The sequence below is a fragment of the Paenibacillus sp. FSL R7-0189 genome, assembly GCF_037969925.1.
GTDB classification, from domain to species: domain Bacteria; phylum Bacillota; class Bacilli; order Paenibacillales; family Paenibacillaceae; genus Paenibacillus_AQ; species Paenibacillus_AQ odorifer.
Window position 1 is genome coordinate 320522 of record NZ_CP150223.1, and the last position, 13244, is coordinate 333765.

Annotated in this window: 14 protein-coding genes; 1 reads left to right on the forward strand and 13 read right to left on the reverse strand. The window is 43.2% G+C overall.

Going from position 1 to position 13244, the window contains the following annotated elements; translation table 11 throughout:
• Positions 1-67: 67 nt before the first annotated feature.
• Positions 68-403 carry a potassium channel family protein gene (locus MKY63_RS01555; protein ID WP_076104570.1) on the forward strand — a complete coding sequence of 112 codons (336 nt, stop codon included), beginning with the start codon at positions 68-70 and terminating at the stop codon, positions 401-403.
• A gap of 327 nt (positions 404-730) precedes the next feature.
• Here MKY63_RS01555 and MKY63_RS01560 read toward each other — a convergent pair whose 3' ends face one another.
• The 13 genes from MKY63_RS01560 to MKY63_RS01620 form a co-directional block, all read right to left on the reverse strand.
• Positions 731-1300 (reverse strand): manganese catalase family protein, encoded by a 570-nt coding sequence (locus tag MKY63_RS01560; protein WP_036684067.1) that lies wholly within the window; start codon positions 1298-1300, stop codon positions 731-733.
• A 50-nt stretch (positions 1301-1350) separates the two neighbouring features.
• A complete protein-coding gene (locus MKY63_RS01565; RefSeq protein ID WP_036684069.1) occupies positions 1351-1617 on the reverse strand; it encodes a spore coat protein CotJB in 267 nt (88 codons plus the stop codon).
• Between the two features lie 3 nt (positions 1618-1620).
• Positions 1621-1839 (reverse strand): spore coat associated protein CotJA, encoded by a 219-nt coding sequence (locus MKY63_RS01570; protein WP_036684070.1) that lies wholly within the window; start codon positions 1837-1839, stop codon positions 1621-1623.
• Positions 1840-2046: 207 nt separating this feature from the next.
• On the reverse strand, positions 2047-3072 hold the full coding sequence (locus MKY63_RS01575) for an AI-2E family transporter (RefSeq protein WP_036684071.1): 1026 nt from the start codon (positions 3070-3072) through the stop codon (positions 2047-2049).
• 47 nt (positions 3073-3119) lie between these two features.
• Complete coding sequence (locus tag MKY63_RS01580) at positions 3120-3614, reverse strand: DedA family protein (RefSeq protein WP_036684072.1); 495 nt, start codon at positions 3612-3614, stop codon at positions 3120-3122.
• A 7-nt stretch (positions 3615-3621) separates the two neighbouring features.
• Positions 3622-4146 carry a CDP-diacylglycerol--serine O-phosphatidyltransferase gene (gene pssA / locus MKY63_RS01585; RefSeq protein ID WP_036684073.1) on the reverse strand — a complete coding sequence of 175 codons (525 nt, stop codon included), beginning with the start codon at positions 4144-4146 and terminating at the stop codon, positions 3622-3624.
• Positions 4147-4188: 42 nt separating this feature from the next.
• Positions 4189-5943 (reverse strand): HAMP domain-containing sensor histidine kinase, encoded by a 1755-nt coding sequence (locus MKY63_RS01590; RefSeq protein ID WP_036684074.1) that lies wholly within the window; start codon positions 5941-5943, stop codon positions 4189-4191.
• Positions 5940-6620 carry a response regulator transcription factor gene (locus MKY63_RS01595; RefSeq protein ID WP_036684076.1) on the reverse strand — a complete coding sequence of 227 codons (681 nt, stop codon included), beginning with the start codon at positions 6618-6620 and terminating at the stop codon, positions 5940-5942. Before MKY63_RS01595 ends, MKY63_RS01590 begins: the two co-directional genes overlap by 4 nt.
• A gap of 164 nt (positions 6621-6784) precedes the next feature.
• The gene (locus MKY63_RS01600; protein WP_036684171.1) at positions 6785-8143 is read right to left on the reverse strand and encodes a hemolysin family protein; all 1359 of its coding nucleotides are present in this window, start codon (positions 8141-8143) and stop codon (positions 6785-6787) included.
• 20 nt (positions 8144-8163) lie between these two features.
• Complete coding sequence (gene yfkAB, locus MKY63_RS01605) at positions 8164-9300, reverse strand: radical SAM/CxCxxxxC motif protein YfkAB (protein ID WP_036684078.1); 1137 nt, start codon at positions 9298-9300, stop codon at positions 8164-8166.
• A gap of 221 nt (positions 9301-9521) precedes the next feature.
• The gene (locus tag MKY63_RS01610) at positions 9522-10634 is read right to left on the reverse strand and encodes an HD-GYP domain-containing protein (protein WP_036684079.1); all 1113 of its coding nucleotides are present in this window, start codon (positions 10632-10634) and stop codon (positions 9522-9524) included.
• 144 nt (positions 10635-10778) lie between these two features.
• Positions 10779-11606: an undecaprenyl-diphosphate phosphatase gene (locus MKY63_RS01615; RefSeq protein ID WP_036684081.1), complete on the reverse strand. Its 828-nt coding sequence runs from the start codon at positions 11604-11606 to the stop codon at positions 10779-10781.
• Positions 11607-11680: 74 nt separating this feature from the next.
• Positions 11681-13120 carry a bifunctional UDP-sugar hydrolase/5'-nucleotidase gene (locus tag MKY63_RS01620; protein WP_036684085.1) on the reverse strand — a complete coding sequence of 480 codons (1440 nt, stop codon included), beginning with the start codon at positions 13118-13120 and terminating at the stop codon, positions 11681-11683.
• Positions 13121-13244 lie beyond the last annotated feature (124 nt).

The window sequence follows — 13244 nt, forward strand, 5'->3', positions numbered from 1 at the left end:
CAAATCTATTTTAAATTTGACGTTAATTTGTTATGTATGCTCTAATATAAATGAAGGGTGGAGCTGCATGTTATCATTTTTACTAACTTTAAAACGTTTATTTTCGGGCTTATGGAAAGCGCTCAAACGTAAAAATTTCCAAGCATTATTCTTATTAGTTTTGATGACGCTGTTGTCCGGAACCATTTTTTATGTCAAACAGGAAGGTTTGTCTGTCCTGGATGCTATTTATTTCTGTGTTGCAACGCTTAGTACATTAGGTCATCCAACATTTGTTCCCCAGACAGCACTCGGAAAAATATTTACGATCGTTTACATTATTGCAGGCACAGGGTTGTTCTTGGGAATGATGGGGTATATCGCTTATGAACTGATCAAACAAACCGATAAAGATAACAATTAAATAATGGAAACCAGAACTCGTGACATTATTAATAGCCTTGTTAGCCGAAGCTGACATGGCTATTTTTTTCAAATATTCGATTATATCTGTTTCTTTTTCGCAATCACTTTCACCTTCAATCAAAGCAATGTTGATGGATTAACGTGTCTCATCTCCAATGGCTGCAAGAGCTTTACTGCTTTCACCATTACCATTGAAATGACCAAACAAGGCTTGAAAAATGGCTTTATGCATGGCTGGATTGTTGGCCGCTCCATATTTTCTAACGTAAAAAAGCCGTTCTCTTTTAAAAGAGAACGGCTTTAAATGTTATTTTCACAGAAATCCTTAGAACACCCGCTTCTGATTCCGATCATCAATAATAATCTGCACCGCTTCCTTAAACCGTAATGCATGCACAATCTCCCGCTCCCGCAGGAACTTGAGGCTATCCTGCAGATCCACGTCATCCGTCATGTCAATCAGCCACTGATATGTAGCCCGGGCTTTTTCCTCAGCCGCAATGTCTTCATAAAGGTCTGCCAAAGGGTCTCCCTTAGCTTGAATATAGGCTGCGGTGAATGGAACTCCGCTAGCATCCGTGTAGAACAGGGCATGATCATGCGCTACAAAATGTGGCCCTAATCCCGCTTCCTCTAATTCACATACCGAAGCATCCTTCGTCAGCTTGTAGATCATCGTGGCAATCATCTCAAGGTGAGCGAATTCCTCAGTCGAAATATCGTTCAACACGCCAATAACTTTATCTGGAATCGTGTATCTTTGATTCATATAGCGTAGTGCAGCGGCGAGCTCGCCATCTGCTCCTCCGTATTGCTCACTCAAATAACGCGCCATCCGGACATCACATTTACCCACCCGTACCGGATATTGCAGTTTTTTTTCGTATATCCACATTCGGGAACTTCCCTCCTCTAGAAAAATAGTTCCTTACGGTTATACTCCTCTTACACCTGCCAAGGCCAAGGGGGTTGATTCCATTCCCATGGACATTTAGAATAAGCGCGGCCAAAATTCTGCAGCGGACCATATAACTCCTGAAAATGATTCGCTAGCTTGGTTCGTTCCAGCGTAAGCTGATTAAATTGTTCAATACTTCTCAGATCGTCAGGATGCGTATTTAGATATAAGTTCAACTCCACTAAGGCAAAATCAAGGGTCTGCAACTGTTCAAGCAATTCATAATAACGTTGGTCGCAAGGATTTGCCTCCATAGTCTATTTTCCTCCTCCTTTGCACTTGGATTCATACGGACTAAATAGTGCTGGCCAGAGCGTTCCATACTTCAGAGCCTCCTGCAAACTAAACTGTGGCAAATCGGGTGGCTGAAAGGTGATAAATTGATTGGGTGGAACTACATACGTCTTGAACGGCACCGGTGGGCAAGGATCAAACGGGCCCCTAAAGGGGGTATACCTCCGCAGCTGTGATTCCATCTTTTTTGTACCTCCTTTGTTCCTGTTCCTTCTTTAAAGACTCTGAACATTACTCCCTTAGCTAACTTATGACAGCAGGACACAATATAAAACGTTATTTACAAAAAAAGCCCATTAGCAATTTTTTTGAGCAATGTGCACGACAAATAAGCTGTCTCCGGAAAAGTACCGGAAACAGCTTATAACTTGAGTCTTTTAGTATTCAGCTTAGGGGTTCGCTCTTTTGAACGAATCTTCGTGGGTAATCTCAAGGATATCCAACATAAATACAAAGATAGGAATACCAAGAATAAGTCCCCAGACACCTATATAATGCTCAGAGAACAACAACACGCTAAAGGTGAAGAACATAGGCAAATTCATTTTTGTGGACATCAGCTTAGGATTCAAGAAATAGCCTTCGATAAAATGCAACACCGCAATAATCGCCAGCACATAAGTAACTGTTATCAGACCGCCGATGTTGTAACCAATTATTAAAAGCGGAATGAGCGAAATCAAAAAACCAACCACCGGAATGAGACTGAGCAAAAAAATCAAAATCGCCAGGGCAAATAAATACGGGAAGTTAAGCAGCCACAAGCCAATAACAGTAAGACAGGTATTGAACATGGCAATGAGAATTTGCGCTTCTATTACTTTCCCAAAGGAAACGATGAATTTTCGGCTGAAATATTCCAGATCTATATAAAACCAGGCAATCCTGCTCTCTCTCATCCTAGAAGTGAAACTGACGACCCGGTTCTTCTCCAGAATAAACACAAAGCTTAAAATGGTTGATAGAACGAAAGTTGCACCCCAGTTGCTAACCTGCAGCACATAATCGATGCCTCTTTTGATATAGGACTGATAGTTAAGGTCCCTGAGCATATCATACAAATATAATGTAATCTTGTTCTGCGGAAGATCCTCTGACTTGAGATTGGTGAGGAAGATGGCTAATTGCTTAATCTGCTCCAATACTTTAGGAAGATATTTTGCAAGGGCCAGTACAATCAATGCGATTAAAGCAAGGTATAAAATGACAATAATCACCTTACTGTTAACCTTCATGAATTTACCAATTCGTTTGCTGAGCACAATCTGAAAGCTGTTCATGACAAAAGCAATCAGAAACGTCAGCAGTACCAGATTAAGCATTCCTCGAACCATGTACAGCAGCAACCCAATAAGTGCGAGAATAAAAAAGCGTCTGGTAGTCCTATTCGCGTAGAATCGCTTGAATACATTCATTGATCTTGCTCCATTCAATTGCGATTAATAATGTTAAACTTCAATGGCTATAAAAAGGAAAACTTAGCCCCCACAAAAAAGCCGATGGAAACAAAAAGAAGTGACCAGGTTAGCGCTCCTGCAGTCGTTATGAGTATATATTTTTTGAAAGACATAGCACTGATTCCAGAGATATAGCTCGATACATGCCTCAGACCGGGAATAAAATAAGCAATAAAAATCGCCCAGTTTCCGAACCGCAAAAACCATTTTTTCATACTCGCAAAACGCTTGGGTGTAAGGCCAACCCATTTGCCGAATTTTGCTACCACAGGTTGCCCTAGCCTTAGACCAATGGTATAGCTGATAAGCATTCCTGTGATGGATCCCATGAAACAAACCAATACAGAAAGTGAAAAATCCAAAACCATAACGGAGGATAAATAGCCTACAAACAGCATTAACACCTCATCAGGCACAGGAAGTCCGATAATCCCAAGTGCCATAAGGCCAAATATGGCTAAATATCCGTACTGTGAAATAAACTCTATAATCCAAGGCATGGGTGTATCACTTCCTGTTGAAGGATTTTTTAAGGGACGGAAATGGGATACGGCTAATCATCATTACGGACAGCAATGCCATTAATCCGATGACCAGTCCTGGTTTCATACGTTCATCTAGTAAAGAAATCATCGACAGAATGACTCCAGCAGCAGTAATCGGCATCCCCACGAACCCTTTGGAAGGCGCCGACAGATTAAATCTGGCCAAACGAAGTGCGCCACAGATCAAAAAGAAAACTGCAGCTGCAGGTCCAATCCAGTGGGCATCTTCTAACCTATACAACAAGATAAGGAAGGTAGGCGCTAAACCAAATGATATAATGTCCGCCAATGAGTCCAATTGTTTACCGAATTCACTAGTACATTGCAATATTCTTGCCAGTAATCCATCCAGTACATCGCATATTGCCGCGAGTAATATCATTAATAGAGCTAGGCTATATCGTTCTTGAATCGTAAAATACAAGGATAGTGATCCTAGTCCCAAGTTTCCTAGTGTGCACGTTGAAGGCAACCAGTTCAATTTCATACAATTTCACCCCTTTCATAGCAGTATTTCTGTTGATCCGATTTAACCTTCAAAGGTCACAGTAAAGCTGACACCGTTCTCCGTATTTTTTACTGTATAAAGACAAGCGTGCATATCTAGTATTCGCTTCGCAATGGAAAGCCCCAGACCCGTACCGCCTGTCATTCGACTGCGGGATGGCTCCAACCGATAGAACCGTTCCCAGATCTGCTCCAGCTGATCTTCAGGGATTGATTCTCCTATATTTTGAATAGTGAATACAATAGTCTGGGCATGACTCTCAATATTGACGGTGATAGAACTTCTTTCTTCCGCATGCCTGATAGCATTGGTCATAAAATTTAGCATAACTTGTTCGATCCAGTTCACATCCGCATAGACCGGTAATTCATTTGCAGGAATAATGATGACTTCCAAATGTTTTTCACTCAGCAAGTGGACCAGCTTGTCCGTCACCTTTTCCGTCAGTTCACTTAACATAAAGGAAGTTTTCCGAAGTCTAATCGTGCCCGACTCCAACCGCGCTAGATCTAGCATATTTTTAACAAGAAACTCCATTTTATCGGCTTCCTCAATAATTACCTTAATGTAGTGATCCTGCTTGCCGGCGCTAACGCCATCTTCCAAGCCTTCAGCAAAACCTTTGATAATACTGAGTGGTGTCTTCAATTCATGGGAGGCGTTGGCAAAAAAGTCCTGCTGCATGATCTCCATTCTTTGTTTCTGCTCCATATCCTCAACTAGCTGCTGATTGGCCTCTCTTAACTCTCGTAAAGCAGAATCCAGACTTAGTGATAAGGTGAACATGCTGTTAGAAAGGCTGCCTAACTCATCCTTCTGCCGAATCGATGTGTCCCCTGTAAAATCCAGAGAAACCATACGTTTGGCTATGTTATTTAATTTAATTAGCGGACGCGTTACCATTTTCGAGAAAAAGAGAGAAAGCACCAGAATCAGGACAAAACCACCCATTCCCAGATATAAAAAGAACCAACGCAACGCATCGTTCGAATCCTTAACTTCCTGTAATGAAGTGACTGTGAATAGTAATTCAATTTCTCCGTTACTTTGCTTCAGGGGCAGAATAACCACAGAATTGCGACTCCCACTCCAGGGAGCAATCCAGTCTTGCTTCTGTATTTTCAAATTTTTGAAGTCTTCTGCCTGCGCCGGTGTCAAAGGAAACCATTCCTCTAGAGCCTCAAACAGTATTCCCTGGCGTGGATTCCATATTTTCAAATCAGGCAGTACAACTTCGGCAACAGTACCAGATGCATGAATCGTCCCAGTCTCTCCCGTCTCCCCTATTGTTCCGCCCCCTTTTTTTGTAATGCTTATGGGGTAGAGTATAACGGGTGAAGCACTGTCTTCGTCCAAAAGTTCGCCTTCCACGCTCAACTGATCATCTACTTTAATGTTTGCTGCTCTCAGTGAATCTCCGTACTGATTCATGAATAGGGATAAAGAAACAACCATACTCTTCCCGTCATCATCGATTAGCTTTATATGAAATGGATCTTCTGAATTCATCTTTCCATCCAGCTTCAAAATAACCATTTGTGTTTTATTCCGCAGCATAAACCGGACAAGCTCCTGAGAGGTTCGAGTGCTTCCCCATGGCTCACTTATATATCTTGCCGCAAAGCTCTTAAGGTGTTTCTCCACGCGGTGCTCTTTTTGCTTCTGATAGAAATTGTCAAACAACAGCAATTGGCTTAGAATCACCATGCCATAGAAGCAAAGGAAAAAGATAACGGTCATCACAAACAGTTTAAAAGTAATTCCCCGTCTTCTCATGCCTCTTCCTCGAACATGTATCCTGTGCCAATTACCGTACGAATAAAACGTGATTCATAACCCAATTTACTTCGCAGCTTTTTAATATGACTGTCCACAACTCTGGAATCTCCTTCAAATTCAATTCCCCAGATCCGACTGAGGATCGTATCCCTTGAAATGACAATCCCTTTATTTCGTATTAAAAGCCATAAAAGATCATATTCCTTAGGGGTAAGCTCCACTTCCGCATCTTCTACCTCCAACCGATGAGCTAAGGTATTAAACATCCCGGAACCAAATTTTATTATGCCAGATTCAGGCTGATGGGTGCCTTCAACCCGCTTCATGAGTGCATTTGCCCGGGCTACCAGCACCTTTGGACTAAATGGTTTTGTAACATAATCATCGGCTCCTAATTCAAATCCATAGATTTTGTCGTCATCTGTAGACTTGGCGGTTAACAAAATGATGGGTACCGCTGATTTCTCACGAACTTCACGGCACACTTCAAAGCCATTCATAGCAGGCATCATGATATCCAGAATCAGCAGATCCGGCAACAGTGAATCAAACCAAACCAATGCATCTCTTCCATTATCCGCTTCAAGTACTTCCCAATCATTCTGTAAGAAATAATCAGATACCAGTTCACGAATACGAATTTCATCCTCAACGAGAAGAAGTTTCTTTTTCAATCTAGACCCCGCTTTCAAACAATTTATAAACATTAGCATAGACGAGCGTTATGTCCTTTATGTGTCCACAAAAAACTCCCCCTGTCGTGAGCCATAAAGCTCTTACAGGAGGAGTTCATTATATCCCTGATCAACCGGAACAATACGTTACAATCTTTAATAGGTTATTCTTTATCCTCGTCCAATTTTGATGAGGTTTCTTCATCCTCAACACGGGGTTCCCGGTGGATATTAATTCTAGTGATACGCAATCTTGTTGATTCCTCGACTTCAAAAATAACATCTTCAACTTTGACACGTTTTCCTTTGGTTGGATTACCCTCCAGCTCCTTAAACAACCAGCCGCCGATGGAATCCACCTCATCATCTTCAATCACAACACCCGTAAGATCGTTGACATCCTCAATCAGCATCCGGCCCTCAACAGAGATATACTCCCCGTTATGTTCCACACTTGGACGCTCATCTTCGAACTCGTCATGCAGATCTCCTACGATTTCTTCCAGAATCTCTTCTGCTGTCAGCAAACCTGCTGTGCCGCCATATTCATCGACAACCAACGTTAGCTGCGCCTTATTCTTCTGCATAAAACGAAGAGTATGACTGATCTCCATCGATTCCGGAACGTTAAGGATAGGCCGAACCAGAGTTGTAAGATCATTCTGCTGCTCCGGTGGAGCAAACAACAGGTCGGTAATATGAATAAATCCGATAATACGGTCCTTATCTTCCAGAGCAACCGGATAACGTGAATGTCTCGTTTCGGTAATAATCTTCATATTTTCTTCTAACGAAAGATTGCTGTAAAGCACATCCATATCTGTACGAGGCAGCATGACTTCACGTGCAAGCAGATCTGAGAATTCAAAGATATTATCCATTAGTTTCATTTCATCTTTGTCAATGACGCCACTCTTGGCGCTCTGATTCATCAGAATACGTATTTCCTCTTCCGAGTGTGCTGCTTCACTTTCATTTGCAGGCTCCACACCGACTAACCGAAGTAACGCGTTGGCTGAAGCATTCAGCACCCAGATAAAAGGCATGAACACATTATAGAAGAACATCAGGGGTGCAGATAACAACAGTGCCGAACCTTCTGTTCTTTGAATCGCGAGCGATTTAGGAGCAAGCTCCCCAAGTACAATATGTAAAAATGTAATGATCGAAAATCCAATAATCACAGATACAGTAGAAATCAGGGTATGATCGGTGATCCCCATCTGGTACATTAAAGGTTCGACCAACAGCTCAGAAATCGCGGGCTCTCCAACCCAACCTAAGCCCAGCGATGCAAGTGTTATCCCAAACTGAGTGGCGGATAAATAGGAGTCCAGTCTCTTATTTACTTTCAGAGCATATCCAGCCATTTTATTACCTTCACTGACAAGTTGGGTCAGGCGGGACTGCCTGACCTTAACTAATGAAAATTCCGCTGCTACAAAAATACCGTTCAATAATACGAGCACCAGAACCAGCAAAAGATTAAGCAATAATCTCCCTACTTCAAATTCCGTATGCACCACTTAACAACGCCTCATTTCTACAGATTGATCGCTTTTCTAGTTTTGAAGTCAACTTCCGGATAATACATATCCGCCACTAACAGATTAGGTCCGCAGCAGCCTGCTGCATCGCAGTGGCAGTTCACCTTTTGGTTCAGCGGGTGTTTAGTCTGCCAATCGATAAATATATCATCCAGCTTTTGGTTCTCGATGTTGCCAAAGGCTGCGATATCAGCGAAATCTGTAACAAAAACATCACCCGTAAACATGTTTACGTTCACTCGATTCCGGCCATCCGGATCATTGCGAAGGGTAACATTCTTCTCGGCGCGCATTCTGCTTATCAGCTTCTGGTCTTCTTCCAGGAAGCTGCAAGCAAAAAACGGAAGGGTCCCAAACAGCATCCAAATCTCCGGATCACGGGTATCCAGTAGTTTATGGATTGCCGTCCGCATCTCATTCAAGGACAACACTGGCAACGCCGAAGCAAAGCTGGAGTTGTACATAGGATGTACCTCATGCCGTTTGGCGCCCATATCGAGAATCAACTTATGAATTTCAGGCAGCTTAGTATGTGTACGGTAATTAATCATAGTTTCCGCAGAAATTAGCATACCATCCTCACTTAGCCGTCGAGAATTCTCAATCATTGCATTATATAACCGATATGCACTTTCCTTTGAAACAGCATGCCCGCTGTTGGCAAAACCAACTTCATGAAAATCGTCTCCGTTCACATAATTAAAAGAAATATGCATAACGTCCAAATACGGAAGCAGCTTTTCATATCGAGCATACGGCATCGTCAGATTAGAATTAATTTGCGATCTAATCCCTCGCTCTTTGGCATACTTTAAGAGCGGCACTATGATATTATCCACCGTTCCGGCCAAAAACATAGGCTCTCCGCCGGTAATACTAATAGTCTCCAGATGCTCTACTTCATCTAAACGGTCCAACATATTTTTAAGCGGCAGCATATCCCCTTCTCTAGAGGTTAAACTATCACCTACCGCACAGTGTTCACACCGCATATTACATAAATTGGTTACTGTAAATTCCACACTCGTTAGCACATGGCGTCCATGCTTGCGTAAAGAAGTAATGGGATCCCATGGATCGTAGCTTGGCGACAGCTCCTTCGGTGAAGATGTTAATGGTCTTAAAACATTCATTTGTACTAGCTCCTTTAAATCTTATTCCTATTATTAACCCATAATCATGAAGATTGAACGGTGTCTTATCCTATATCATACCACGTTAGTCAGAAAAACTGCACTTCGGATGTCTTTCGGACTGTCCTCACAAGCTTTCTCACTGTAAAAAATAATAGCAGCGAGACGAAGAAGAGGCTTCCGCGAGTTATGCGGACAAGCCTATTCTTCTCTCTTCGCTGCTATGATAAATATTTTGGCGTTCCCACAGAATCGCCTTGATCTGCGACGTCAACGATAACAACGGAGAGGGCTTTTCCTAGATCCCTTTCGAACGGTACGACTTTCTCTCCTTCAGGCCCTGTAAGCACACGTACGATCGGTCTGTGAGGCGTACTTGGATCTATTTTGACAACAACTCCACTTTCACCCGTACTGAGCTTCACCGTAAGACCAAGTGGATAGATAGCCACACGATCTCTAAATAACTCTAGCTGCTTCTGCTCATACAATGTACCGGAACCTACATAAAGCGCCTCAACGGCTTGATGTGGCAGCATAGCCTTTTTGTAGACCCGGTTGGAGGTCATGGCATCGTAGGAATCAGCCACGCCCAACCATTTGGCATATTCATGAATTTGAGGTCCTTTTAATCCCCGCGGATATCCGGATCCGTCAATGCGTTCATGATGCTGAAGCGCACAATGAGCCGCGAGCAGCGGGATATTCGGTTCTTCCTTGAGAATCTGATACCCGATCTCGGTGTGTGCCTGCATATGCCGAAATTCATCTTCACTGAGCTTGCCGGGTTTTTGAATGATTTTTATCGGGACTTGGGTCTTGCCAATATCATGCAGCAGCGCACCCAGACCAATCACTCGAAGCTCCTCTTTGCTGTACCCATGCGCAATGCCAAGCACCAAAGTGTACAAGCAGACGTTCAGGGAATGGACGTACAAGTAGTTATCAGCAGTGTGCATATCAAGCAGCATGATCATCGGATCTTCTTGTAAAGACAAATCATCCAGGATGCTATCCATGATTTTTGAGAATTTTTTATCCAGATGGTAGAATCCCTTACTTATTCCTGAAGCGCCTGTCATTTGCTGAAACTGATTACGAATCACCTTCAGTGCCTGATTGCGCGTCTCATCTTGAAGCATACCTATAATCTCAACATCGTCCGTGACAGAGTCCTCTATGTAAATATAACCGATGTCAATTCTTGCAAGCCTCTTGATCAACGCATCAGTAAGCTCCACCCCATCCGCGAGGAGAGTTAGACCTTCATCATTATATATTTTTTTACCTAATTTCATGCCTGCTTGAAGCTGATTCACGGATACTAAACGCACTTAGCTCACTCCTGCCTTTAACGGTAAAATGCTATTCTGTTTTGAAATCCTTGGGTCACACGCTTTGTCTATACCGTTTATGTAGAGATCAGACAGGTGCACCATGAAGAACATCGGGTGTGTCTAGGTCTTTGCCTATGGGCATTAACGCATAATAAACAACCAGAATATAGCAGCAAGAATAAATCTGTAGATCGCGAAATGCGTCAATCTAATCTTTTGAATCAATTTCATAAACAAAATGACCACTACATAAGCCACTACAAAAGAAATCAGAAATCCAATTACAAAATAGCCAATCGTCTCACTAGTGAAGTTCTTATAAGAATCCAACAGTTCATATCCGGAAGCCGCACACATAATAGGAATGGCTATAAGGAAGGAGAAATCCGCAGAAGCTTTATAACTAACTCCACTTAACATCCCTCCGGAAATCGTAGATCCCGAACGGGAAAATCCTGGCCACAGCACTGAAATAATCTGATACATCCCGATAGCCAGCGCCTGTCCGTAAGAAAGATCGTCTAGCTCATGCGCTGTAACTCTAATTTTGCGTCTATTTACCCATTCTGCGATAATCATTAGAATCCCTCCGGCGACAAGCGCCCAAAGAACAGTCGTGGCCCCAAAGAGACTTTTTATAAAATCGCGGGCAAAAAATGCCACAGCTAGTGCTGGGGCAATCCCAAGTATTACATGGATTAAGTTCAAACGAGACGCCGGCATCACACCGCCTCTTCCTGAGTTCTTACGCCCAATGCCCAGCAAATTAAGCACACGCTCGCGGTAAACAAGCGCAATCGCCAATATTGCCCCTAGCTGAATAACGATTTCATAAGTCTTCATAATCGAATCCTGCTCATCAAAGCCCAGAAGCTTCGAGGTCAAGATCATGTGTCCTGTAGAAGAAACAGGAATAAATTCAGTGATCCCTTCGACAATTGCTAAAATAATAGCTGTAATCGTGTCCATAATTTCCTCCTATTTTTTTGGGAATCTAGCACTGTCTAAATGGAATCAAAAAGTAAATCTTGTAAGCTGCAGGTTTACTCAGACTTGATCTGCCAGCGAGTGAGCATGCATTCATCAAGACTGTCCGGGCGCTGCAATTCCATCCCAAGCAGGTCGCGTAAAAAATGAGGCAGCAAAAATAAAGGATCCTTCCCATTGGCGATCGTCTCATAGCCTGCACGGAAAGTAAACATGTCCAGCGTACCAACATTATACTCTTTATCATCCTCCAGCGGATTTCCTTCGACAAAAACTGCAATATTGTTATCATACGGTATCTGCTGCGGATCGTACAAGATTTTTATCCCATCTACTGCTAAGCTGCCCAGATAATTCCCGCGAAAGCCATACCCAAAAATCACCTTATTATAAAATTCTTCCGTAAGACTCTGCTCCAAAGCTATGCGAATATCTAGGCCTTTCAGCTTGATTACGCAGGTATTAATGGGAGAAGGACATAGGGCGTGCAGCATTCCCGTTGTAACCTCCCCTTCAGGCAAAGGTCCTAGAAGCTGACCTGTGTTAACTATCGACAAACTGGCGCCTGTAAATCTACGTACAGCTTGGGCTAAAAGATTGCCAAAAGGGGATTCTCCCTGCAAATTCAAAGGAAGCTCACGATCTGTGATCGCAACGGTCTGCTGAAGAGCCTCACGACCACGCTCCAAATGAATAGTAGCGGCAGGACCTACAACCTCTTCCTTCAGTTCTGGGTCAATCGGAATACATTCACCTGCCACCAGACTGAATCCAGTTTGTCCCTCTCTCCGCTCAAATTGAAGCCGCCCGAGGTAACGCCCGAATTTCCCCGCTCCACATACAGCTGTTCCGTTAATCATGAGCGGCTCTTCCAGCATATGATGCGTATGTCCACCAAGAATAGCATGCACACCTTCCAGCCGCTCTGCCAGAATTCGATCTGCGGGAAGCCCCAAATGAGAAAGGATGATTAGAATATCCACCTGGGGAGCTAAAAGAAGGCATTGTTCCCGAAGGGTTGTCTCGGGATCCAGGGCATCCCAGCCCAGCAAGGAATAGAACGAACTAAATGCCGCTGTCGCTCCAGTTATTCCTATTCTGATTCCATCCTTCTCCAAGATGGCATGACGCTTCATCCAGTGGGGAGGTTCCCCTGTTGCAGTCTCCACAAAATTACAGCATACCACTGGGCACTGTAAGCCGGAGAAAATAGAGGATAACATCTCCTGTGAGAATGTTAACCCCTCATTATTACCGATGGTTACAGTATCATATCCTGTTAAGTTAAGTACATCGATGTTAGCCTGACCCATAGTTCCTTCTGTCTCGACGGCTGCACGATCCATATGATCGCCAATATCCAGCAACAGCACAGGCTCTTCCCCCGCTGCAGCTCTTTGTCTCTCGATTTCTGCTGCCAATGGACTCACCATTTCGAAATGGCTATGTATATCATTGGTATGAAGTATGGTCAGTCTTTGCGGCACATGCCCCATTAGCAACATTCCTCCTACCTGTTGAGCCGCTCTTTAATGAAGCAGCCGATGCATGATCTTATAGAGCCTAGCATAACATTTTCAGGCTCATTATGGTATATTGTAGACATTACAACATATTTCA